The following is a 22,497-nucleotide window of genomic DNA, read 5'->3' as shown; positions in this document are numbered from 1 at the left end:
GATCTCGGCCAATATTGGCCGGTTTCGCTGAAATGGCGCAAGCCGGATCGCTACATTCACTCGGGTGACAATCCCTCGGGGCACTACCCAATCACCGAAGTACCAACGACTCGCCGCCGACCTGCGCCGCCGGATCGCCGCCGGAGAGTGGCGGGGCGACTCACCGCTGCCGGTCGAGACCGAGCTGGAGCAGCAGTACGGCGTTGCGCGGAACACCGTCCGGCTCGCGGTCGACGTGCTGGTCAACGAAGGCCGCCTGGTCCGCGTCCAGGGCAAGGGCACCTACCTCAAGGAGCACCCGGTGCTGGACCACCGGGTGTACGGCCCGCCCCTGCTGCCCGGGCAGCTGCCGGGGCAGCGGGACTGCCTGGCCGCACCGACCGAGGTCTACGCCAGGGAGGCCAGGGCGGCCGGGCGCCGGCTCACGGTCGACTTCGAGATGCTGATCGTCCGGGCCCGGGTGGACGTCGCCGAGCGGCTCGGGCTGCGGCCCGGCGAGGCGGTGGTGGTGCGCCGTCAGCTCCGGCTGCTGGACCGCGAGCCCTACTCGATCGAGGAGAGCCACTACCGGGCCGGGTTGGCGGCCGGCACCCCGCTGATGGAGCCGGACCCGGTGCCCGGCGGGGACGAGGCGGTGCTCGCGGCGCTCGGCCGGACCGAGATCGGCGCAGTGGACCACCTGGTCTCCCGGATGCCGGGCCCGGAGGAGGCGGCCTGGTTCCAGGGCGGTCCCGGCGCCCCGCTGCTGGTGCAGACCCGGGTCGGCTACGACGCGCGCGGCCCGGTCCGGGTGATCGAGACCAGGTACTCGGCGGACCGCTGCCGACTGGTCTACGGGCTGGGAGAGCTGGCGGCCAGGCCGATGCCGGAGACACCGGTGGCCCCGTCCCAGCCGGAACGGAGCCACGGGTTCTGACGCGCAGTCAGGTCAGCCGGCCAGTGCGGCCTGCACCTGCCGGAGGCTCGGGTTGGTCATCACGACCTGCTCGCCGCCGTTGGCCGGCTTGACGATCACGGTCGGCACCACCTGGTTGCCGTTGTTGACCGACTCGACGTAGGAGGCCGAGGCCGGGTCCTCCTCGATGTTGATCACGTCGTAGCCGATGCCCTCGCGGTCCAGCTGGCTCTTCAGCCGGTTGCAGTACCCGCACCAGGTCGTGCTGTACATCGTGACGCTGCCGGACATGGCGGTGGACTCCTTCGGGAGGGGGCGTACGGACTGTGCCGACAACGTCGCGCGAGTAGCGGAACATTCCGCGCGCGCCGGTTGGCGAGGTGATTATCCGTTGAGCGGCCGGGGCCTGTGGACAACCCGGACCGGAACGTCGGTCCACCCTGCGAGGATGGACGGCATGCAGGAAGAGCTCTTGGGTCTCCCCGACCGGTCCGACACCCCCTACGGCACCGCCTACGGCGACCCGGCGCCCAGCGGCGCCGACGCGGTGCTCGCCGGTCTCGACCCGGAGCAGCGCGCCGTCGCCACGGCCCTGCACGGCCCGGTCTGCGTGCTCGCGGGCGCCGGCACCGGCAAGACCAGGGCGATCACCCACCGGATCGCGTACGGCGTGCGCAGCGGCGTCTACCAGCCGCAGCAGGTGCTCGCGGTGACCTTCACCGCCCGCGCCGCCGGGGAGATGCGCGGTCGGCTGCGCCAGCTCGGCGCCGAGGGCGTGCAGGCGCGGACGTTCCACTCCGCCGCGCTCCGCCAGCTCCAGTACTTCTGGCCGCGGGCGGTCGGCGGCGAGGTGCCCCGGCTGCTGGAGCGCAAGGTCCAGCTGGTCGCCGAGGCCGCTGGGCGCAGCGGCCTGCGGGTCCAGCGCACCGAGCTGCGCGACCTGACCAGCGAGATCGAGTGGGCCAAGGTCACCCAGATCGTGCCCGACGACTACCCCGCCGCCGTGCTCAAGACCGGCCGGGAGGCCCCGCGCGACCCGGCCGAGATCGCCCGGGTCTACGCCACCTACGAGCAGTCCAAGCGCGACCGCGGCGTGATCGACTTCGAGGACGTGCTGCTGCTCACCGCCGCGATCCTGGAGGACCGGCCGGAGATCGCCGGCCAGGTCCGCGCCCAGTACCGGCACTTCACGGTGGACGAGTACCAGGACGTCTCCCCGCTCCAGCAGCGCCTGCTGGACCAGTGGACGGGCGGCGGCGCCAGCCTCTGCGTGGTCGGCGACGCCAGCCAGACGATCTACTCCTTCACCGGCGCCACCCCCGACTACCTGCTCAACTTCCGGGCCCGGCACCCCGAGGCCACCGTGGTCAAGCTGGTCCGGGACTACCGCTCCACCCCCCAGGTGGTGCACCTGGCCAACGGCCTGCTGGCCAAGGCGCGCGGCCAGGCGGCCCAGCACCGGCTGGAGCTGATCTCGCAGCGCGAGGCGGGCCCCGAGCCGGTCTACGCCGAGTACGTCGACGAGCCGACCGAGGCCGAGACCACCGCCCGGGAGATCAAGGCGCTGCTCGCCAAGGGCGTCCGGGCCAGCGAGATCGCGGTGCTGTTCCGGATCAACAGCCAGTCCGAGGTCTACGAGCAGGCGCTCGCCGACCTGGGCATCTCGTACCAGCTCAAGGGCGCCGAGCGGTTCTTCGAGCGCCCCGAGGTGCGGGACGCGGTGATGCTGCTGCGCGGCGCCGCCCGGGCCGGGTCCGACCCGCTCACCGCCGACGCGCCCGACATGGCTGGCCAGGTCCGCGCGGTGCTGGCCAGCCGGGGGTTCACGCCCGCGCCGCCGGCCGGTTCGGGCACCGTGCGCGAGCGCTGGGAGTCGCTGGCCGCGCTGGTCCGGCTCGCCGAGGAGTTCGCGGCGGCCCGGCTGACGGTCGGTCAGGACACCGACCTGGCGGCGTACGTGGGTGAACTGGACGCGCGCGCGGCGGCCCAGCACGCCCCCGCCGTCGAGGGCGTCACGCTCGCCTCGCTGCACGCCGCCAAGGGCCTGGAGTGGGACGCGGTCTTCCTGGTCGGCCTGACCGAGGGCACCCTACCGATCATCTACGCCAAGACCGACGAGCAGATCGAGGAGGAGCGCAGGCTGCTCTACGTCGGCGTCACCCGGGCCCGGCTGCACCTCTCGCTCTCCTGGGCGCTCTCCCGCTCCCCGGGCGGCCGGGCCAGCCGAAAGCCCACCCGCTTCCTGGACGGTCTGCGGCCCGGCTCCAGCGCCTCGGGACCGCGTAGCAAGGGCGGCCGCGGCGGGGTCGAGTTCGGCGCCGAGCGGTCCGCCGCCCGCAAGGTGCGCGGCCCGGTCAAGTGCCGGGTCTGCGACAAGACGCTGACCGACGCGGTCGAGCGCAAGCTCCGCCGCTGCGAGAGCTGCCCGTCCAACATGGACGAGGCGCTGTACGAGCGGCTGCGCGAGTGGCGCTCGGTGCAGGCGAAGAAGCAGGGCGCTCCGGCGTACGTGGTGTTCACCGACGCGACCCTGATGGCGATCGCCGAGGACGTCCCGGCCAACGAGCGCGAGCTGGCGGTGATCTCGGGTGTCGGCGCGATGAAGCTGGACAAATACGGGGCTGCCGTGTTGGCTATGTGTGCCGGGGAGGAGCCCGTGGACGAGTCCACGGACGAACCCCTCGACGAGACTCAGGGGGAGTCGGAGGAGCTGGCCTGAGCCGCTCCCGAGAGCCGCCCGGGGCGCTCTTCGAAACTCGCCGGAAAAATAGTTTGCGCGCCGTACACACCGCGCAATAGCCTGCCGGAGCGGTCAAGGGGACGAGATCGCAAGGCCGTGAAGGTCTCACTTTCGCGCGCCTGCCCAGTACCACCGCTCCACCTGCACCACTTGCACCACCGACCAACATCCGAATTCGGGGCCCGGGAGACCAGGCACCGCGAGCGCCGAGAGGAGGCGAAGACAGTGGAAACCAAGATGATCACCAACCTGACTGGCCAGACCGTCATCGCCATGCCCTCGTGCGCTCCCTCGCAGGTCGGCAGCCTGAACGGTCTGGGTCTCAACGGCACCGGTGTCTCCGGCGTTGTCAGTGGCCTCGGCATTAATGGGCTGGGCAACGGCACCTTTGGCGCCTCCGTCGAGACGGTTCTGTCCCTCACCGGGGCGACGCTCGGCGGCAGCCGCCGGATTCGCAACGAGCGACCGCTCCAGGCATCGAAGGCAGCAGTAGCAGCCGCCAAGCATGGCGACTATGCGCAGCAGGCCGGCGATGCCGGAGCCGCCAAGCAGCACGACGAGAAGCAGATGAAGGCCATGGCCGCCCTGATGGGAGCCAAGGCCGTCCGGATGTGGGCCTTCCGCGGGCCTGAACCCTGGAGAGATCAAACCTGAGTCAGTCTCAGGTCGAGCCTCCAGGGCCGCGGAACCCGTCTACACCGGGATTCGCGGCCCTCTTGTTTTGTCCGGTACGTCAGAACCACCCAGGTCCTCCGGGACCTCCGGCCAGCCCCACCAGTCAGCGGGCCGGATCCACAGCAGAAGACGAGGAAGACGCCACAGTGTCCACGGTCATCACACCGCCACTCCCGTCCGTACCGACAGACATCACCAAGGCCGACCAGGCCGACCCACCGGAGGTTTCTCTTATGCAGCTCACCGCGACCGACCAGGCCGAGGTCAACGGCCAGCCCATCCCGTGTCGTGCCTTCGACCCGGAGGTCTTCTTCGCCGAGACCCCGGCGGACGTCGAGTACGCGAAGTCGCTGTGCGGCACCTGCCCGGTCAAGGACGCGTGCCTGACGGGTGCGCTGGAGCGGCGCGAGCCGTGGGGCGTCTGGGGTGGCGAGCTCTTCGTGCAGGGCGTTGTGGTGGCCCGGAAGCGGCCGCGTGGCCGTCCGCGTAAGACCGAGGTCGCGGCGTGAACCCCGCGTCCGGTGCGGTGACCGTCCGTCGGGGTGAGCAGCCCCCGCTGGACAGTGCACTGCGCAACTCGGTCCGCATCGCGGCCGCCAAGGCCGATGCAGCCCACTCCCGTCCGTTTCCGAGCACGCAGCACGAGCAGGACCACCACATGACCGCCACCGCCGCCAAGCAGACCGTCCGCCTCGAGCAGACCAAAGAACTTTTGATCCAGAACAGGACCCGCGAGATGCAACTCATGCAAGAAACCCTGGCCCGCGCCCATATGCAAGAACGCCTCCAGGAGGCTGAGCACCAACGGGTGGGCGAGCGAGTCGCTCGGGCCGCCAAGCTGGTGCGGCGGGCCGAACGTGCTTCGCTGCGAGCCCGCAAGGCGCTCGCCGTCGCCCTGATGTGAGACCTGACGAAGTAACAGCAACACCCCCGTGACGACGATGGCCGCCCCACTGCTGTGGGGCGGCCATCGTCGCGTGCTGCGTGCTGTCCGGTGGGCCTGGTGGGGCGTCAGCTCCCGGCCGGCTCGTCCACCGGCTGGGCGAAGCCGGGCAGCCACTCCAGCATCTCGGCCCGGAACGGCGCGTTGGCGCCGAGCTGGCAGAGCACGCCGATGGTGCTCAGCGTGACCCGGTGGATCAGCAGGTAGGCCGGCGGCAGGTTGAGCTGCTTGCCGAGGTTGTACGCGGGCGAGCGCGGGTCGGCGATCCGGACCGCCTGGGCCCGCATCCAGGCCCGGGTGAAGTGGAAGGTCTCCACCGTGGTCGGCTCGATGATCGGCAGCAGGTAGTCGAGTACGGCCGCCGGGTCCAGCTCGATCGAGGGTTTGACGAAGCCCTCCTCGCGGAGCATGTCCAGTACGCCGTCGGCGTCCCCGGCCAGCGCCATCCGGAGCGAGTCGCCGATCGGGGCGGGCAGGCCCTCGGGCAGCCGGTCGACGGTGCCGAAGTCCAGCACGCCGAGCCGCCAGCCCTCGACCGGTCCTTCGTCCTTGATCAGCCGGAAGTTGCCGGGGTGCGGGTCGGCGTGCAGCAGACCCGTCCGGGACGGGCCCGCGAACAGGAAGCGGGCGAGCAGCTGGCCGGCCCGGTCGCGCTCCGGCTGGGTGCCGCCGGTGATCACCTCGGACAGCGGGGTGCCGTCCAGCCACTCGCTGACCAGGATCTGGTCGGCCTGGGCGATCACACCGGGCACGGTGATGTCCGGGTCGTCGGCGAACTCCTCGGCGTGCCGCCGCTGGGCCTCCGCCTCCAGCGCGTAGTCCAGCTCCTCGGCGACCCGCGAGCGCAGCTCGGTGATCAGTGGCTTGATGTCGAGGCCCGGGATCAGCGGGCCGAGCAGCCAGGCCACCCGGCTGAGCTGGGCAAGGTCGGAGAGCAGCGCGTCACCCGCGCCGGGGTACTGGATCTTGACGGCGACCGCGCGGCCGTCGTGCCAGACCGCTCGGTGCACCTGCCCGATCGAGGCGGCGGCCGCCGGGCGGTCGTCGAAGCTGCGGAACTTCTTCCGCCAGTTCGGCCCGAGCCGCTCGGCCAGCACGGTGTGCACCTTGGCGGCGGGCATCGGCGGGGCGGCGTCCTGAAGCTTCGTCAGGGCGGCCCGGTAGGGGCCGGCCACCTCCTCGGGCAGTGCGGCCTCGAAGACGGACAGCACCTGCCCGAACTTCATCGCCCCGCCCTTCAGCTTTCCCAGGGTGGCGAAGAGCTGGTCCGCGGTCTGCTGCTGCAGCTCTGCCGTGACCTCGTCCGCAGAACGTCCGCCAAGGCGCTTGCCCAGGCCGAGAGTTGCCCGACCGGCGAAGCTCAGCGGGAGAGCGGCGAGCCGGGCGGTGCGGGAGACGGCCTTGCGCGGAATCTCAGACATGAGCTGCCCCTCGAGCGGTGCGGCCGGCGTCGCCGCAGCCCAGAGCTCGTGTCGTGGTTCGGGTAACTGCCTTGCGCGGACGATCGCTCACCCCAGGGCCTCCCAGCTCCGAGTCCCACCCGCAGGACGTGTCACTGGCCATTGTGCCCGCTCCCCGATCCGGCTCCGCCGGGGCTGCCCGGACCTTGGCAACTCCTAGACCTTCCGTCGGTTGGGGCGCCGCGACGCCGCCCCCCAACCGACGGAAGGTCTTAGGCCTCCTGCCGCTGCTCGGGCGGCCCGGAGGGCCAGGTGCACCCGCAGGCGGGGTGGGTGGGCAGGCGGAGGCGGCGGGTCATTCCGTCGGCGGCGGAGACCTCGCACCAGCCGTCCACGCTGGGGGGCCGGACGCCGTCCAGGTAGAGCTCGACGTGCAGGGCGGCCAGCCCGGCGACGGTGGTGGCCAAGGCGCTGTCGCAGGCGGGGGTGCGGGGGCGGCCGGGGCCGTCGGCGCCGAGCTGGGCGAGCAGCCGGGGCCAGGCCTCATCCTCGTCGCGGCGGGTGAGGGTGGCGCAGGAGCCGCAGGCCGAGGCCCCGGGCAGCACCAGTGGCCCGACGATGCCGAGGTGCTCCAGCACCCCGACGTACAGGTGCGGCACGCCGGCCCGCATCAGCCGGTGGGCCTCGGCGGCGACCCCGGTGAAGGCCCCGGCGCCGTCCCGGGGTGCCAGCACCACCAGGGCGGGCGGCGGCGCGTCCTCGGGCCGCCGGGGGCGCTGCCGCTCCCCGGTGGTGGTGCCTGCGGCCCGGTGCACCACCTCCCGGGCGGCGGTGGCCCGGAGCCGGCCGACGTCGGTCGGCGGGTACCCGGCGGGGGAGCAGTCCCGCGCGGCGACCCGGCCCTGGTCGGCCAGTGTGATGTCGCCGACACCCCCGGCGGCCAGCACCGCGCCGACGGCGGCGCCGACCCGCCCGGCGCCGTGGATCTCCACCCGCGCGGTGGCCCGGCCACGGAGCACGGCGGGGGCCTCGCCAGGGTCCGGATGCACCAGGGAGAGTGACGCCAGGTCAGGCCCGAGCAGCTCCTGCCGGGCCTTCGGGTAGCTGTCGAGCAGGGCCCGGCCGGCCTCGGCGTCGTCCAGCAGGCCGCCCTCCGCCAGGGAGCCGAGCAGCTGCTCGGTGACCTCCCGGCCGAGCCCGAGCCGCTCGCCCGCCTCCAGCAGGGCGGGCCGCTCCCGGCTGCCGTCGAGCAGCTCGAGGAAGGCGGCGACCGGCTGGCTGACCTGGTCCACCACCCGGGCGTGCTGTCGGACGGTGCCGAACTGCAGGGTGTCGTTGTCGCGCCAGAGGCGGGACAGTGCCGGCTTCACCATCAGACGCACGGTGGACCTCCGATCACGGTGGGTAACGGTGAGCTGAGGGAAGCATGCCTCATTCCGCCGCACTCGTGCTCCGGGTTGTCCACAGCCCCCGGGCACTTGTCCGACCATCGTTCTGCACAGCCTGTGGACAACATCGGTCGCCGCCGGGATGTCGGCGGCGCCGGGTAACGTCCCTGGCATGGCAGCCGAACTGGACTCCGCGGTCGAGGTCCGCCGCAGCGCCCGCCGCAAGCGCACCGTCTCCGCGTACCGCGAGGGCGACCGGACGATCGTGCTGATCCCGGCCCGGATGTCGCGGGCCGAGGAGCAGCGGTGGGTGGCCCGGATGCTCGAGAAGCTGGCCGCCCAGGAGAGCCGCAAGGTGCTCGGCGACGACGCGCTGATCCGGCGCGCCGCCGAGCTGTCCGCCGAGTACCTGGGCGGCCGGGCCCGGCCGGAAGTGGTCCGCTGGGTGACCAACCAGAACTCCCGCTGGGGCTCCTGCACCCCGAGCGAGGGCAGCATCCGGCTCTCGCACCGGCTGCACGGCATGCCCGAGTACGTCGTGGACTACGTGCTGCTGCACGAGCTGGCGCACCTGCTGGAGCCGAGCCACGGCCCGCGCTTCTGGGCCCTGCTGGCGGCCTACCCGCGCACCGAGCGGGCCCGCGGCTACCTGGAGGGCGTGGCCGCCGCAGCGAGTCTGCCGCACGCCCGGAGCTGCGACTGACCGCTACGGCGGCGCGAACGCCGGGGCTACCGACCCTCGGTCAGTTTGCGGGCCAGCGCGACGAGTTCGCGTACCGAGGTGTCGGTCAGCTCCGGCAGGTGGTCGTAGTCGAACCAGCGCAGGTCCAGCGACTCCTCGCTGATCAGCGCCTGCGCCCCGGCCGGTGCGAGGGCGACGTACTGGACGTCCAGGTGGGTGTTCTCCGGCCGGTCCTTGCCGGTGCAGCGGACCTGGTGCCGGTCCAGCTTGACCGGGAGGGGCGTGCCGTCGACGGTGAGCAGCTCCAGATCCGCGATGCCGGACTCCTCGGTGGCCTCGCGCAGTGCGGCGGCGGCCAGCGTCCCGTCGCCGGGCTCGCAGTGCCCGCCCATCTGCAGCCAGAGGCCGACCTTCGGATGGAGGGTCAGCAGCACCCGCCCGGCCGACGGGTCGATCACCACCGCACTGGCGGTGATGTGGGCGGGCAGCGAGGACCGCCACATCCCGTCGGGGCGGTCGGCCAGGTGGTCGAGGTAGTCCAGTCGGAGCCGGTCCTGGCCCGGATCGGCCACCGACCAGGACCGCAGCGTCCGGACGGCGTCGGCGTGCAGCTCGGTCACTTGCCGGGCTCCTTGTCGTCGCCCTGACCGGAGCCCTGGTCACCGTCGGAGTCCGGAGCAGAGCCCGGGTCCGAGCCCGGGGTCGAGCCCTTGGCAGCCTCGCCGAGCAGCTTGTCCAGCTCGGTGAAGTCGATGCCGCCCTCGGCGCCGTCGCCGGAGCCGCGGTGCACGAAGCCGTCCGGGTCGTCCAGGTCGGCGGCGGTGGGCAGCATGTCGGGGTGCTCCCAGAGCGCGTCCCGGCCCTCGACGCCCCGGGCGTCGGCCAGCGAGGCCCAGAGCCGGGAGGCGTCCCGCAGGCGGCGCGGGCGGAGCTCCAGGCCGACCAGGGTGGCGAAGGTCTGCTCGGCCGGGCCGCCGGCGGCCCGGCGGCGGCGGACGGTCTCGCGGAGCGCGCCGGCCTGCGGCAGGTGCGGTTCGGCGGCGGCGTGCACGACCGCGTCCACCCAGCCCTCGACCAGCGCGAGCGCGGTCTCCAGGCGGGCCAGCGCGGCCTTCTGCTCGGGGGTGTCCTCGGGCTGGAGCAGGCCGTTGGCGAGAGCCTCCTGGAGCGCCTCGGGGTTGGCCGGGTCGAGCTGGCCGACCAGCTCCTCCATCCGCGTGGTGTCCACCTTGATGCCGCGTGCGTACGCCTCGACCGCGCCGAACAGGTGCGCCCGGAGCCACGGCACGTGGGCGAACAACCGCTGGTGGGCGGCCTCGCGCAGGGCCAGGTAGAGCCGGACCTCGTCGACCGGGATGCTCAGACCCTCGCCGAACTCGGCGACGTTCTGCGGCAGCAGGGCGGCCTTGCCGGCCGGGGCGAGCGGCAGGCCGACGTCGGTGGAGCCGACCACCTCGGCGGCCAGCGCACCCAGCGCCTGGCCGATCTGGGTGCCGAACATCGCACCGCCCATCGAGCGCATCATGCCCATCAGCGGCCCGGCCATCGCCTGCATCTCCTCGGGCAGCACGCCGCCCATGGCGTTGCCGACCCGCTCGGCGACCGGGTCGACCAGGTCCTTCCAGACCGGCAGGGTGGCCTCGATCCACTCGGCCCGGCTCCACGCCACGGCGGTGCCCGCACCGGACGGGAACTCGGTGGCGGAGTCCAGCCAGAGGTCGGCCAGCCGGACCGCCTCGGCGACGGCCGAACGCTCGGTGGCGCTCACCGAGCGGTCCTTGGACTTCCCCTCGGGCTGCTCGGCGACCACGGTCTGCCGGGCGATGTCGCGGGCCAGGTCCCAGTTGACCGGGCCGCCGTCGAAGGACAGCATCTGACCGAGCTGCTGGAACGCCGCGCCGAGGTCGCCCGGATTCAGACCACCCAACATCGCACCGAACGGATTGTCACCTGACGCCCCGCCAGGAGCGCCGGGACCGCCCATCCCGAACAGCGCGCCGAACGGGTTGGCCCCGCCGAAACCGAACGGCTGCGGCGGTGTGGGCTCGGCGCTCTGGTCCTTGTCGTCCTTGTCGCGCTTGGCCTTGCCGTCCTCGGGCTCCTCGGGAGGAACGCCGAATCCGAAGGGGAGGTCGCTCACGGGGTCCTCGATCTGGTCGGCCGTCACGCGCGTGGTGTGGCGGGGGTCTGCGCGCCCGGGAAGGTCGTCGGCCGCGCGGCCCGATCGCGCCGGGTGCACCGCCGGGGCCGCGCCTCGGGCAGGATGGTCGGTACGTGACACTCGTACGTACGCACATAAGCTAACCGTGGAGGATGGCCGGTGAGTTCCCCGCCTTCGGACGTTCGCTCTGGGCTGACCGGAGGTGAGGACGCCCCAGCTGCCGCGGGTTCGCCGTCTCCAGCCTACGGCGGCAAGCCACTGACCGTGGCCGTCACCGGCGCTGCGGGGGTGCTCGGTGAACGGGTCGCGGCCCGCCTGGTCGGCTCCCCAGGAGTGCGCAAGGTGCTCGCGCTGGACGACCGGCGCGGTGAGGTGCCCGGCGTGCAGTGGCGGGTGCTGGACATCCGCGACCCCGCCGTGGCCGAACGGCTGACCGGGGTGGACGTGGTGGTGCACCTCGCGATGGACCTCGGCATGGAGACCGACCCCAGGGCGCGCAGCGCGTACAACGTGCGGGGGGCACAGACCGTGCTGACGGCCGCCGCGGCGGCCGGGGTGAGCCGGGTGGTGCTCTGCACCTCGGCGATGGTCTACGGGGCGCTGCCGGACAACGAGGTGCCGCTGGCCGAGTCGGCCGAGCTGCGGGCCACCGAGGAGGCCTCGCTGGTCGGCGACCTGCTGGAGATCGAGCGGCTGGCCCGCCGCGCGCCTCGGGCGCACCCCGGGCTGCAGGTCACCGTGCTGCGCCCGGCCGTGGTGGTGGGCCCCGGCGTGGACACCGTGCTGACCAGGCACTTCGAGGCGCCTCGGCTGCTGGTGGTGGCCGGGTCCAGGCCGTGCTGGCAGTTCTGTCATGTGGACGACCTGGCGGTGGCGCTGGAGTACGCGACGCTCGGCCTGGTCGAGGGTGAGGTGACGGTCGGCTGCGACGGCTGGCTGGAGCAGGAGGACGTGGAGCAGCTGTCCGGCATCCGCCGGATGGAGCTGCCCGCCGCGCTCGCGCTGGGCACGGCGGCCCGGCTGCACCGGCTGGGCCTGACCCCGGCCCCGGCGGGTGACCTGGCCTACACGATGTACCCGTGGGTGGTCTCCGGGAGCCGGTTGTACGAGGCGGGTTGGCGGCCCGCCTACACCAACGAGCAGGTGCTCGGTGAGCTGCTGGCGCAGGTGGCCGGCAAGCACGCGGTGGCCGGGCGCCGGCTGGGTGGCAAGGAGGCCGCGACCAGCCTGGGCGCGGCGGGTGCCACGGTGGCGCTGATCGGTACGGCGGCACTGGTCCGGCGGGCCCGGAAGAGCCGTCGGATCTGACCACTGAGGGGGCGCGCGGCAGGGGCCGTGCGCCTGTTGCTCCGCGCTTGCTGCGCCCGGAGCGGAGCGGATTCGTTCCGCCTGGCGGAATAGCCCAATCGTGATGCGGAAGCCTCTTGTCGCGGACCCCGGGGGATGAGGAATCATGGTGACCATGTCCGAGAACCACGACCCCATCCGCCTGCTGGCCATCCGCGAGACCCCGCTCTCGCTGGACGAGGTGTACGAGGTGGTCGGCGACGACGCGGCCGGCGGCACCACGGTCTTCGTCGGCACGGTGCGCGACCACGACGGCGGCAAGTCCGTCACCGCGCTGGAGTACAGCGCCCACCCGACGGCCGAGCAGGAGATGCGGCGGATCGCCGAGAAGATCGTCTCCGAGTTCCCGGTCCGGGCGCTCGCCGCGGTGCACCGGATCGGCCGGCTGGACATCACCGACAAGGCGGTGATCGTCGCGGTCTCCTGTCCGCACCGGGGCGAGGCCTTCGCGGCGGCCCGCCGGCTGATCGACGACCTCAAGCACGAGGTGCCGATCTGGAAGCACCAGGTCTTCACCGACGGCGAGGAGGAGTGGGTCGGCGCGGGCTCCTGCTAGGGCCTCTCCGACCCGCCGCCAGACTCGTTCGGTCGCATCCGGTCATACGAATACTTCTCAGTGATGAGCGCAATCGTCGCGCCGTAACCCGAACGGCGGTGCAGCCGTTGGGCTGCCGGGTGGTTAATCTGCTCATACGAACGACGAGCTGGGAGTACGGACATGGCTGCGCTCGCCTGGTTGATCATTCCTGTGGTGGCGGCACTCGTCGCGATGCTCTGGGCCGGCTGGGCCGCCCGCACGCCGAGGGCCACCGGCGACCCGGCCTCACTGGCCGAACACCAGCGGTTCCGGGCCGCGATGGAGCGCAGCACGGGCTCCCCGGCGGAGCCCGGGAAGCGATGACCCGGGCGGCGCGGGAACGGCTCCGTCCCGTACTGTCGGTCCCATGCCACGCCGCTCCGCGACGATGCTCGCCGCCACCCTGCTGCTCATAGCACTGCTCTGTGCGTCGGTCCTGATGAAGGTGCCGTACACGGAGATGAGCCCGGGCCCGACGTACAACACGCTCGGGACGCAGGAGGAGGACGGGAAGCCGGTGATCCAGATCACCGGGCACGAGACCTATCCGACCAGCGGCCATCTCAACATGACGACCGTTCAGGTGACCGGCGCCAAGTACGAGCCGAGCCTGGTGTCGGCGGTGATCGGCTGGCTGCGGGGTGACGTGCTGGTGGTTCCGCACGGCAACGTCTACCCCGAGGGTCAGACCGACCAGGAGGCGCAGCAGCAGAACGCGGAGGAGTTCGCCTCCTCCGAGGACAGTGCCAAGACCGCCGCGCTCAACCAGCTCGGCATCCCGGTCGGCACCCAGGTGGTGGTCAAGTCCGTGGTGGCCGGCGGCCCGTCCGAGGGCAAGCTGCACGCGGGGGACCGGATCGTCGCGGTGGACGGCACCAAGGTGACCACGGCGGAGCAGGTGGCCGAGCTGGTGACCAAGCACCAGCCGGGCGAGACGGTGGTCTTCACGATCGTCCCGAAGGACCGCGGCGGGGCCGCCGCGACCGCGGCCGACGAGGTCCAGGTGCCGGTGGTGACCGGCAAGGCGGCGGACGGGAACCGCGCCGTGGTCGGTATCCGGCCGGACGTCGAGCACACCTACCCGTTCAAGATCGACATCGGGCTGCAGGACGTCGGCGGCCCGAGCGCGGGCCTGATGTTCTCGCTCGGCATCGTGGACAAGCTGACCCCGACCGACCTGACCGCAGGGAAGTTCGTCGCGGGCACCGGCACCATCACCGACGAGGGCAAGGTCGGCCCGATCGGCGGCATCGCGATGAAGCTGATCGCGGCCAGGGACAAGGGCGCCGAGTACTTCTTCACGCCGGCCGACAACTGCGCCGAGGCGACCAAGGACACGCCGAAGGGCCTCCGCCTGGTGAAGGCGGAGACCCTGGACGGTGCGCTCAAGTCGCTCGACCTGATCCGGGCCGGGCAGGGCGAGGCGCTGCCGGCCTGCGCCACAGGCTGACGGGCGCGGGCTGACGGCCGCTCAGTCGGTCAGGAGAAGGTGGCGAGCAGCGCCTCGGTGAGGCCGGGCACCAGGTCCGGGCCGGTCAGCACCTCACGGGCGACGTCCTTGGAGCGCAGCCGGAGCGCGATCTCCTTCTTTCCGTCGCGCAGGACGGCGGCGGTGATCCGGACCTCCTCGCGGGCCGGGTGGTTGGCCGCCCAGTCGGCGAGCTGGGACTCGGTGGCGTTCTTCGGGCGGCTGTGCTCGGCGCCCGGCGGCAGCATCTGACGCTCCACCACCAGCGCGCAGCCGACCACCTGGTCGGGCCAGGCGATGGTGCCGAGGAACTTGTCCAGCTCCATCCCGGCGGGCAGTTCGTCCTGCTCGATCACGGTGAGGTCGCCGGGCTTCTCGTCGGCCAGACCCAGCTGCTTGGCCAGCTTCGGGTCCTGCTTGCGCAGCGCGGCACTGTCCACCAGGGCGAACAGCCGGGTCGGCAGGTCCCAGCCGAGGGTGGCGGCGTACTCGTCGATCTCCAGCGCGGCGCGGGTGAGCGGGGTGGCGGCGGGCGGCTTGCCGCCGGCCAGGGCATCAAGTGCATCGGACATGCCCCAATCCTCACATGCGCGGCGCCCCAGCCGGTTCAGCCCGCCGGAGGGACCAACTCGTGGTGAACCGTGGGAACTCAGGTAAAGACCGATTAAGTTGCACAGGAGACCGGACCAGATCGACCCACACGACACAGCAGAGGTGCCACCTTGGTATTCCAGATGCCGGACCGCCCGGGAGGCCCGGGCTTCCGTGCCAGAGTCGGCCCGCCCTCCCGGCGCACCCGAGTACTCCTGCTGACCGCAGGGGTGTTGGCGGTGCTCTTCCTGCTGTTCGTGATGTTCGCGGGGCTGTGGACCGACTGGCTCTGGTTCAAGTCGGTCCGCTACTCCTCCGTCTTCTCCGCCCAGCTCTGGACCAAGGTCGGCCTGTTCGCCGTCTTCGGCCTGGCGATGGCGCTGGTTGTCGGCCTCAACGTCTGGCTGGCGTACCGGCTGCGGCCGCCGCTGGCCGCGATGTCGGTCGAGCAGCAGAGCCTGGACCGCTACCGGATGGGCGTCGCCCCGTACAAGAAGTGGCTGCTGATCGCGGTCTCGCTGCTGGTCGGCCTGGTGGCCGGGGCGGCGGCGTCGGGGCAGTGGCGGACCTGGATGCTCTGGACCAACCAGACGTCGTTCGGGGTGAAGGACAGTCAGTTCCACCTGGACGTCTCGTTCTACGCCTTCGAGCTGCCGTGGTACGAGTTCCTGCTCGGCTTCGCGTTCAGCGCGGTGATCGTCTCGCTGCTGGCCTCGGTGGTCGTGCACTACCTGTACGGCGGCCTGCGGCTGCAGGGCCCCGGCCGGAAGGCGAGCACCGGTGCGCAGGGCCATCTGGCCGTGCTGCTGGGCGTGTTCGTGCTGCTGAAGGCGGCCGCGTACTGGCTGGACCGGTACGCGCTGGCGGTCAAGTCCGGTTCCTACAAGGGCGTGGACGGCTGGACCGGCCTGCGCTACGTGGACGCCAACGCGTTCCTGCCGGCCAAGACCATCCTGTTCTTCGTCGCGATCATCTGTGCGGCGCTGTTCTTCCTCACCCCGATCCGCAAGACCTGGGCCCCGGCCCTGATCGGCTTCGGGCTGATGGTGCTCTCGGCGGTGCTGATCGGCGGGCTCTACCCGGCGATCGTGCAGCAGTTCCAGGTCAAGCCGAACGAGCAGGCCAAGGAGACGCCGTACATCCAGAAGAACATCGACGCCACCAGGCAGGCGTACGGCATCGCGGACAGCCAGACCCAGCCGTACGCGCCGAAGGCGACGACCGACAACGAGGCGCTCAAGGCGGACGCGCAGACCATCGCCGACATCCGTCTGCTGGACCCGAACGTGGTCTCGCCGACCTTCCAGCAGATCGAGCAGCAGCGCTCGTACTACAAGTTCCCGAAGACGCTGGACGTGGACCGGTACGTCAACGGCCAGATCGGCGGCCAGGACACCGTGATCGGTCTGCGTGAGCTGAACCTCGCCGGGGTGCAGCAGCGGAACTGGATCAACGACCACTTCAAGTACACCCACGGCTACGGCGTCGTCTCGGCCAAGGGCAACCAGGTCAACGACAAGGGCCAGCCGGTCTTCACCGAGTCGGGCCTGCCGTCCACCGGTGCGCTGGGCGACTACCAGCAGCGGATCTACTACGGCGAGGAGACCAAGACCTACTCCATCGTCGGCGGCTCCAACCAGGAGATCGACTACTCCACGGACGCCGGGGACAAGCAGTACCAGTACACCGGCGAGAGCGGTGTCTCGCTGAACAACGTGTTCACCCGGGCCGCCTACGCGGTGCGGTTCGCCGAGCCGCAGATCCTCTACGCGGGTGCCATCACCGACGGCGCCAAGGTGATCTACGACCGGACGCCCAAGGAGCGGGTGGAGAAGGTCGCCCCCTGGCTCTCGATCGACGCCGACCCGTACCCGGTGGTGCAGGACGGCAGGCTGGTCTGGGTGCTGGACGGCTACACCACCTCGGACGGCTACCCGTTCGCCTCCAAGACCACCCTGGGCGACGTCACCAAGGACTCGCTGACCGACCAGCGCGGGCGCACGCTCACCTCGGTCAACAAGGTCAACTACATCCGGAACTCGGTGAAGGCGACCGTGGACGCCTACACCGGCGACGTGACGCTCTATCAGTGGGACGACGCCGACCCGGTGCTGAAGACCTGGATGAAGGCCTTCCCCGGCACCGTCAAGGCCAAGGGCGACATCCCGAGCGCCCTGATGCCGCACCTGCGCTACCCGCAGGACATGTTCAAGGTGCAGCGCGACCTGCTCGGCCAGTACCACATGACGGACGCCAACTCCTTCTTCAACGGCACCGACATCTGGCAGGTCCCGGTCGACCCGACCACCAACACCGGTGCGGTGCAGCCGCCGTACTACATGACGGTCCGGATGCCCGACCCGGCGGTGACCCAGGCGAGCTTCTCGCTGACCACCACCTTCGTGCCCAGCAAGCGGGACAACCTGGCGGCCTTCATGGCCGTCAGCGCGGACCCGGGGCCCGAGTACGGGAAGATCCGCATCCTCAAGGTGCCGGGTGACTCCAACACGCTCGGCCCCAAGTTGGTGCAGTCGCAGTTCAACTCGAACACCGACGTGGCCAACAAGCTCAACACCCTGAAGATCGGTGGCGACTCCGACATCGAGTACGGCAACCTGCTGACCCTCCCGGTCGGCGGCGGCCTGCTCAACGTCGAGCCGGTCTACGTGCGTGGGCGCGGCGCCGACTACCCGGTGCTGCAGAAGGTGCTGGCGGTGTACGGCAACGACAACGTGGCCTTCGAGAACACCCTGGGGGAGGCGCTGACGAAGGTGCTCGGCAACGCCACCACGGGTGCGCCGACCACCCCGACGGCACCCACCACCCCGGGCACCACGCCGGCCCCGGGTACCACCCCGACCACGCCGGGGACGGTCAACACCGAGCAGGCCAAGGCCATCGCGGACGCCCAGAAGGCGTTCAACGACGGCGAGGCGGCCCAGAAGGCCGGCGACTGGGCCAAGTACGGCGAGGCCCAGAAGGCGCTCAAGGCCGCACTGGACGCCGCGGCCGCGGCGAGCCAGCAGAAGGCCGGCTGACGAACGCTGGTTAACGAGCTGCTCCACCCCCGTGTTATGGTTGGGACACAACGACGCGGGGTGGAGCAGCTCGGTAGCTCGCTGGGCTCATAACCCAGAGGTCGCAGGTTCAAATCCTGTCCCCGCTACTCTGAACCGAAGGCCCGGAGATTCTTCTCCGGGCCTTCGGTGCTTCCTTATTGAGGGCGCTCACCCGTGGTGCACTCCGGTACGATGCGTGCCCGGGGTTTGTGGGGGTCAAGTGTCGGGAAATCGACAAAGCGCTGAAGCAATCTCGCCGGGCTTCGGCCCGCCCCGCCAAAACCTGGCCGGGGCAGGTGTACGCGGGTTGCGGGTGATGCGACGATGGACCACATGGGGGACGCCGTACGGCAGTTGACTCCCTTGGCCATGGGGAGTCGACAGCGCCGAATCCGACACGTCCCCGGCGGGTGCCGCAGCACTCGGGGGAAGCGGGAGTCGGCATGAAGCTGATCGGCAGGAACGATCCGGGCAGTGGGGGCAAGGCGGCCGCGGGGGCGGCCGACACCGAGGCATGGGCGCAGAGCGAGGAGACCGCCGCGGCCCTGCCCGCCCAGCGCACCAGTGGACTGACGGTCCCTCGGGAGACCGGGTACGGCCCGGACAGCCTGGTCCGGGTCTCCGCACGCCAGTTCGCGCCCGCCGCCGGCAGCTACGGCCCGCAGCCCGCCGTCGACCCCGCGCCCGACCAGGACAGCTTCGAGACCGCGCTGGCCGCCCGCGAGCAGGCCGCGCTGGAGTCGAGGCACCGTCAGGCCGCCGACCAGGGCGACCCGAACGCCGCCAGCCAGCTCGGCGCGCTGCTGCTCCGCCGGGGCGACCTGGCGGACGCCGAGCCGTACCTGCGCACCGCGGCCGCCGCCGGACTGCGGGCCGCCGCCAACAACCTGGGTGTCCTGCTGCACCAGCGCGGCCACCGGTCCGAGGCCGCCCAGTGGTGGCGGCACGCCGCGGTGGCCGGCTCGGCCCCGGCCGCGCACGCGCTCGGACTGCAGCTGCGCGACCAGGGCGAGGAGGAGGCGGCCGAGTACTGGCTGCACTTCGCCGCCGAGCACGGCCACCCGCTCGGGGCGTACGCCCTGGGCGATCTGATGGAGCATCGGCGCGACGTGCGGGCCGAGCGCTGGTTCAAGGTGTCCGCCGACGCGGGGCACCGGGAGGCTGCCTACCGGCTGGCCCGGATGCGCGAGGCGGCGGGGGACAAGGAGACCGCCGAGACCTGGTACCGGACCGCCGCCGCGCGCAGCCACGCCCGCGCGGGGCTGCGGCTCGGCGTGCTGCTGGAGGAGCGCCGCGACCTCGACGAGGCGGCGCGCTGGTACCGGCAGGCGGCGCAGAACGGTGAGCCGCGCGCGGCCTGCGCGCTCGGCTTCCTGCTCCGCGACGCCGGTGACCTGACCTCCGCCGCCGAGTGGTGGCAGGAGGCCGCCGAGGCGGGCGACGGCAACGCCGCCAACGCGCTCGGTGCGCTGCATGCCGGGCGGGGAGAGGCAGTTGACGCCGAGCGCTGGTACCGCGCCGCCCTGGAGGCGGGCGACCAGAACGGCGCCTTCAACCTCGGCCTGCTCTGCGCGGGCGCCGGGCGCGAGGCACAGGCCGAGCAGTGGTACCGGCGCGCGGCGTACGCCGGGCACCGGGAGGCCTGCAACGCGCTGGCCGTCGTGCTGCTGCAGCGCGGCGACGAGTCGGGTGCCGAGCCGTGGTTCTCCAAGGCCGCCGAGGCCGGGAGTGTGGACGGCGCCTTCAACCTCGGGGTGCTGCACGCCGGGCGCGGGGAGCAGCAGCAGGCGCACGAGTGGTACGCGCGCGCTGCGGCGGAGGGGCACGGTGAGGCTGCGCTGCAGCTGGCCGTGGCCCTGGAGCAGCGTGGGCAGCTGACGGGTGCGCTGGAGCGCTACCGGCAGGCGGCGGCGGGCAGTTCGGCGGAGGGCGCCTTCCGGCTGGCCTCACTGCTGGACCGGCGCGGTGACGCGGACGACGAGGCCGAGCACTGGTACGCGGTCGCGGCCGACGCCGGGCACCGCCGTGCCCAGGTCCGGATGGGTGTGCGGGCCGCCGAGCGGGGCGCCCTGGAGATCGCCGAGAGCTGGTACCGCCGGGCGGCGGAGGCGGGCAGCCGCAGCGCCTCGTTCAACCTGGGCCTGCTGTTGGCCCGTCAGGACGAGGAGGCGGAGGCGATGGTCTGGTACACCCGGGCCGCCGACGCCGGGCACGGGCGGGCCGCGCTGCGGCTCGCGCTGCTCGCCCTCCGCAGGGGCGAGCCGGTGCAGGCGGAGAACTGGTGCCGTCGCGCGGCCGACTACGGGCCGGCCGAGGTCACCGAGCGGGCCTCGCGGCTGCTGGGTGCGCTGCACTCCGAGCTCAGCGCCTAGGGCACACGCTTCGGAAGGTAGGGGCTCGGGGCTCTGCTGATGTGCGGCTCCGCCGCGTGGGCGACGCCGACCTCTGGAGCGTTCAACGTGCGTGCCGGGTCAGGCACTTTCGTAGTGACCCGAACGCCAGATCTCCTCGCAGTTCCCCGAGCCCCTGGGTAGTCGACGGCTGAGCGCCTGCCTAGGAGCAGTCCGGGCAGAGCCCCCGGTAGGTGACCTCGGCGCCGGAGATGACAAAGCCGAAGCGTTCGCCTGCCGGGAGAGCGGCGATCAGGTCACCCTGGGGGTGGACGTCGCGGATGGAGCCGCAGCCGGAGCAGATGAGGTGCTGGTGGGCGTGGCGGGCGTTGGGGTCGTACCGCTTGGCGCGGCCGTCGGTGGCGACCTCCATGACCTCGCCGAGGGAGACCATTTCGCCGAGCGTGTTGTAGACCGTGGCGCGGCTGATCTCGGGCAGCACGGAGACCGCCCTGGCGTGCACCTCGTCGGCGGTGAGGTGGACGTGCTCGCCGTCGAGGACCTCGGCCACGACACGCCGCTGCGAGGTGAGACGCCAGCCGCGTCCGCGAAGTCGTTCCAGCAGGTCACTCATGGGGACAGGGTAAGCCACGTTCTCGACTTGGTTCCAGTGTTGACTTAGACAAAGTCCAAGCTAGGATCAATCCAATACTTAGGCACGGTACGACCGGATACGCGGAGGCATCCCGACATGACCACCCAGGACGAGCTGCGGCCCACGCTGACGACGGAGGCCGGCGCCCCGGTCGCCGACAACCAGAACACCGAGACCGCGGGTATAGGCGGTCCGGCTCTGATCCAGGATCAGACGCTGTTCGAGAAGCTCGCCCACTTCAACCGGGAGCGCATCCCGGAGCGCGTGGTGCACGCCCGTGGCGCCGCCGCGTACGGCACCTTCACGCTGACGGCCGACGTCTCCGCGTACACCCGGGCCGCGTTCCTGTCCGAGGTCGGCAAGCAGACCGAGACCTTCCTGCGGTTCTCCACCGTGGCGGGCAACCTCGGTTCGGCCGACGCGGTGCGCGACCCGCGTGGCTGGGCGCTGAAGTTCTACACCGAGGAGGGGAACTACGACCTCGTCGGCAACAACACCCCGGTGTTCTTCATCAAGGACGCCATCAAGTTCCCGGACTTCATCCACACCCAGAAGCGCGACCCGTACACCGGCTCGCAGGAGGCGGACAACGTCTGGGACTTCTGGGGCCTCTCGCCGGAGTCGACCCACCAGGTGACCTGGCTGTTCGGTGACCGCGGCATCCCGGCGTCCTACCGCCACATGAACGGCTACGGCAGCCACACGTACCAGTGGCAGAACGAGGCCGGCGAGTACTTCTGGGTGAAGTACCACTTCAAGACCGACCAGGGCATCAAGAACCTGCCGGTGGACGAGGCCAACAAGCTCGCCGGCGAGGACCCGGACAGCCACCAGCGGGACCTGCGCACCTCGATCGAGAACGGCGACTTCCCGAGCTGGACGGTGCAGGTGCAGATCATGCCCGCCGCCGACGCCGCGAACTACCGCTTCAACCCGTTCGACCTGACCAAGGTCTGGCCGCACGCGGACTACCCGCCGATCGAGATCGGCAAGCTGGAGCTCAACCGGAACCCCGACAACGTCTTCGCCGAGGTCGAGCAGTCGATCTTCTCCCCGGGCCACTTCGTGCCGGGTATCGGCCCGTCGCCGGACAAGATGCTCCAGGGCCGCCTGTTCGCCTACGCGGACGCGCACCGCTACCGGGTCGGCATCAACGCCGACCACCTGCCGGTGAACCGCCCGCACGCCACCGAGGCGCGCACCAACAGCCGGGACGGCCACCTCTACGACGGCCGCCACGGCCGCTCGAAGAACTACGAGCCGAACAGCTTCGGCGGTGCCGTCGAGACCGGCCGCCCGCTCTGGGCCGCGGTGCCGGTGAACGGCCTGACGGGCAATCACGAGGCGCCCTCGCACAGCGAGGACACCGACTTCGTGCAGGCCGGCAACCTCTACCGGCTGTTCTCCGAGGACGAGAAGGCCCGCCTGATCGCCAACCTCTCCGGCTTCATCGCCAAGGTCTCGGCCGACCGCGACGACATCGTCGAGCGTGCGATCAACAACTTCCGCCAGGCCGACGCCGACTACGGTCAGCGCCTGGAGGACGCCGTCCGCGAGCTGCGCAAGCAGAAGTAACGGCACGCCAG

The 22,497-nt window shown here is 71.6% G+C and carries 20 protein-coding genes and 1 tRNA gene; 14 read left to right on the top strand and 7 right to left on the bottom strand.

The window, feature by feature from the left end:
• The first annotated feature begins 64 nt into the window (after positions 1–64).
• A complete protein-coding gene (locus ASC99_RS00960; protein ID WP_057227063.1) occupies positions 65–916 on the top strand; it encodes a GntR family transcriptional regulator in 852 nt (283 codons plus the stop codon).
• A 12-nt stretch (positions 917–928) separates the two neighbouring features.
• On the opposite strand, the gene ASC99_RS00955 is transcribed toward ASC99_RS00960, so the two are convergent.
• Complete coding sequence (locus ASC99_RS00955) at positions 929–1,186, bottom strand: mycoredoxin (protein ID WP_057227061.1); 258 nt, start codon at positions 1,184–1,186, stop codon at positions 929–931.
• Positions 1,187–1,442: 256 nt separating this feature from the next.
• Between ASC99_RS00955 and ASC99_RS00950 the strand changes: the two genes are divergently transcribed.
• The 4 genes from ASC99_RS00950 (at position 1,443) to ASC99_RS40015 (ending at position 5,214) form a co-directional block, all read left to right on the top strand.
• Complete coding sequence (locus tag ASC99_RS00950) at positions 1,443–3,614, top strand: ATP-dependent DNA helicase UvrD2 (RefSeq protein WP_057227971.1); 2,172 nt, start codon at positions 1,443–1,445, stop codon at positions 3,612–3,614.
• 246 nt (positions 3,615–3,860) lie between these two features.
• Positions 3,861–4,289: a hypothetical protein gene (locus tag ASC99_RS00945; protein WP_057227059.1), complete on the top strand. Its 429-nt coding sequence runs from the start codon at positions 3,861–3,863 to the stop codon at positions 4,287–4,289.
• 167 nt (positions 4,290–4,456) lie between these two features.
• Positions 4,457–4,819 carry a WhiB family transcriptional regulator gene (locus ASC99_RS00940; RefSeq protein WP_369824287.1) on the top strand — a complete coding sequence of 121 codons (363 nt, stop codon included), beginning with the start codon at positions 4,457–4,459 and terminating at the stop codon, positions 4,817–4,819.
• A 149-nt stretch (positions 4,820–4,968) separates the two neighbouring features.
• On the top strand, positions 4,969–5,214 hold the full coding sequence (locus tag ASC99_RS40015; protein ID WP_235502775.1) for a hypothetical protein: 246 nt from the start codon (positions 4,969–4,971) through the stop codon (positions 5,212–5,214).
• Positions 5,215–5,321: 107 nt separating this feature from the next.
• On the opposite strand, the gene ASC99_RS00930 is transcribed toward ASC99_RS40015, so the two are convergent.
• Both ASC99_RS00930 and ASC99_RS41855 read right to left on the bottom strand, forming a co-directional pair.
• Positions 5,322–6,674 carry an AarF/ABC1/UbiB kinase family protein gene (locus ASC99_RS00930; protein WP_057227057.1) on the bottom strand — a complete coding sequence of 451 codons (1,353 nt, stop codon included), beginning with the start codon at positions 6,672–6,674 and terminating at the stop codon, positions 5,322–5,324.
• A gap of 251 nt (positions 6,675–6,925) precedes the next feature.
• Positions 6,926–8,026 (bottom strand): ThiF family adenylyltransferase, encoded by a 1,101-nt coding sequence (locus ASC99_RS41855; RefSeq protein WP_162257844.1) that lies wholly within the window; start codon positions 8,024–8,026, stop codon positions 6,926–6,928.
• Positions 8,027–8,183: 157 nt separating this feature from the next.
• On the opposite strand from ASC99_RS41855, the gene ASC99_RS00920 reads away from it, so the two are divergent.
• A complete protein-coding gene (locus ASC99_RS00920; protein ID WP_057227054.1) occupies positions 8,184–8,744 on the top strand; it encodes a YgjP-like metallopeptidase domain-containing protein in 561 nt (186 codons plus the stop codon).
• 26 nt (positions 8,745–8,770) lie between these two features.
• On the opposite strand, the gene ASC99_RS00915 is transcribed toward ASC99_RS00920, so the two are convergent.
• A complete protein-coding gene (locus ASC99_RS00915) occupies positions 8,771–9,343 on the bottom strand; it encodes an NUDIX hydrolase (RefSeq protein WP_057227053.1) in 573 nt (190 codons plus the stop codon).
• Positions 9,340–10,863, bottom strand: a complete 1,524-nt coding sequence (locus ASC99_RS00910; RefSeq protein ID WP_057227967.1) for a zinc-dependent metalloprotease — start codon at positions 10,861–10,863, stop codon at positions 9,340–9,342. The genes ASC99_RS00915 and ASC99_RS00910 overlap by 4 nt, the downstream gene beginning before the upstream one ends.
• A gap of 180 nt (positions 10,864–11,043) precedes the next feature.
• Between ASC99_RS00910 and ASC99_RS00905 the strand changes: the two genes are divergently transcribed.
• The 4 genes from ASC99_RS00905 (at position 11,044) to ASC99_RS00890 (ending at position 14,258) form a co-directional block, all read left to right on the top strand.
• A complete protein-coding gene (locus ASC99_RS00905) occupies positions 11,044–12,192 on the top strand; it encodes an NAD-dependent epimerase/dehydratase family protein (RefSeq protein ID WP_369824288.1) in 1,149 nt (382 codons plus the stop codon).
• 154 nt (positions 12,193–12,346) lie between these two features.
• Positions 12,347–12,787, top strand: coding sequence for a molybdenum cofactor biosynthesis protein MoaE (locus ASC99_RS00900; protein ID WP_235502752.1), 441 nt, complete (start codon positions 12,347–12,349; stop codon positions 12,785–12,787).
• 162 nt (positions 12,788–12,949) lie between these two features.
• Positions 12,950–13,132 carry a hypothetical protein gene (locus ASC99_RS00895; RefSeq protein ID WP_057227049.1) on the top strand — a complete coding sequence of 61 codons (183 nt, stop codon included), beginning with the start codon at positions 12,950–12,952 and terminating at the stop codon, positions 13,130–13,132.
• 43 nt (positions 13,133–13,175) lie between these two features.
• Complete coding sequence (locus ASC99_RS00890) at positions 13,176–14,258, top strand: PDZ domain-containing protein (protein ID WP_057227047.1); 1,083 nt, start codon at positions 13,176–13,178, stop codon at positions 14,256–14,258.
• 29 nt (positions 14,259–14,287) lie between these two features.
• Here the strand turns inward: ASC99_RS00890 and ASC99_RS00885 are convergent, their stop codons facing one another.
• Positions 14,288–14,848 (bottom strand): PPA1309 family protein, encoded by a 561-nt coding sequence (locus ASC99_RS00885; protein ID WP_057227045.1) that lies wholly within the window; start codon positions 14,846–14,848, stop codon positions 14,288–14,290.
• Between the two features lie 162 nt (positions 14,849–15,010).
• Here ASC99_RS00885 and ASC99_RS00880 point away from each other — a divergent pair, with 162 nt between their 5' ends.
• The 3 genes from ASC99_RS00880 (at position 15,011) to ASC99_RS00870 (ending at position 20,298) form a co-directional block, all read left to right on the top strand.
• Positions 15,011–17,905: a UPF0182 family protein gene (locus tag ASC99_RS00880; RefSeq protein WP_057227044.1), complete on the top strand. Its 2,895-nt coding sequence runs from the start codon at positions 15,011–15,013 to the stop codon at positions 17,903–17,905.
• 54 nt (positions 17,906–17,959) lie between these two features.
• Positions 17,960–18,033 (top strand) — tRNA-Met (locus ASC99_RS00875).
• A 336-nt stretch (positions 18,034–18,369) separates the two neighbouring features.
• Positions 18,370–20,298 carry a tetratricopeptide repeat protein gene (locus ASC99_RS00870; RefSeq protein WP_235502753.1) on the top strand — a complete coding sequence of 643 codons (1,929 nt, stop codon included), beginning with the start codon at positions 18,370–18,372 and terminating at the stop codon, positions 20,296–20,298.
• A 181-nt stretch (positions 20,299–20,479) separates the two neighbouring features.
• On the opposite strand, the gene ASC99_RS00865 is transcribed toward ASC99_RS00870, so the two are convergent.
• Entirely contained in the window at positions 20,480–20,890 is a 411-nt protein-coding gene (locus tag ASC99_RS00865; protein ID WP_057227042.1) for a Fur family transcriptional regulator, read from the bottom strand.
• A gap of 117 nt (positions 20,891–21,007) precedes the next feature.
• Between ASC99_RS00865 and ASC99_RS00860 the strand changes: the two genes are divergently transcribed.
• On the top strand, positions 21,008–22,486 hold the full coding sequence (locus ASC99_RS00860; protein ID WP_057227040.1) for a catalase: 1,479 nt from the start codon (positions 21,008–21,010) through the stop codon (positions 22,484–22,486).
• Positions 22,487–22,497 lie beyond the last annotated feature (11 nt).

Origin of the sequence: Kitasatospora sp. Root107 (assembly GCF_001424875.1) — a bacterium.
GTDB lineage: Bacteria > Actinomycetota > Actinomycetes > Streptomycetales > Streptomycetaceae > Kitasatospora.
This window is presented reverse-complemented; position numbering and strand designations above follow the sequence as displayed.

Coding starts and splice junctions, on each gene's coding strand:
- ASC99_RS00955 (WP_057227061.1), bottom strand. CDS start 1,186: ATGTCCGGCAGCGTCACGATGTACAGCACGACCTGGTGCGGGTACTGC.
- ASC99_RS40015 (WP_235502775.1), top strand. CDS start 4,969: ATGACCGCCACCGCCGCCAAGCAGACCGTCCGCCTCGAGCAGACCAAA.
- ASC99_RS00930 (WP_057227057.1), bottom strand. CDS start 6,674: ATGTCTGAGATTCCGCGCAAGGCCGTCTCCCGCACCGCCCGGCTCGCC.
- ASC99_RS41855 (WP_162257844.1), bottom strand. CDS start 8,026: ATGGTGAAGCCGGCACTGTCCCGCCTCTGGCGCGACAACGACACCCTG.
- ASC99_RS00920 (WP_057227054.1), top strand. CDS start 8,184: ATGTCGGCGGCGCCGGGTAACGTCCCTGGCATGGCAGCCGAACTGGAC.
- ASC99_RS00900 (WP_235502752.1), top strand. CDS start 12,347: ATGTCCGAGAACCACGACCCCATCCGCCTGCTGGCCATCCGCGAGACC.
- ASC99_RS00895 (WP_057227049.1), top strand. CDS start 12,950: ATGGCTGCGCTCGCCTGGTTGATCATTCCTGTGGTGGCGGCACTCGTC.
- ASC99_RS00890 (WP_057227047.1), top strand. CDS start 13,176: ATGCCACGCCGCTCCGCGACGATGCTCGCCGCCACCCTGCTGCTCATA.
- ASC99_RS00885 (WP_057227045.1), bottom strand. CDS start 14,848: ATGTCCGATGCACTTGATGCCCTGGCCGGCGGCAAGCCGCCCGCCGCC.
- ASC99_RS00880 (WP_057227044.1), top strand. CDS start 15,011: ATGCCGGACCGCCCGGGAGGCCCGGGCTTCCGTGCCAGAGTCGGCCCG.
- ASC99_RS00870 (WP_235502753.1), top strand. CDS start 18,370: ATGAAGCTGATCGGCAGGAACGATCCGGGCAGTGGGGGCAAGGCGGCC.
- ASC99_RS00865 (WP_057227042.1), bottom strand. CDS start 20,890: ATGAGTGACCTGCTGGAACGACTTCGCGGACGCGGCTGGCGTCTCACC.
- ASC99_RS00860 (WP_057227040.1), top strand. CDS start 21,008: ATGACCACCCAGGACGAGCTGCGGCCCACGCTGACGACGGAGGCCGGC.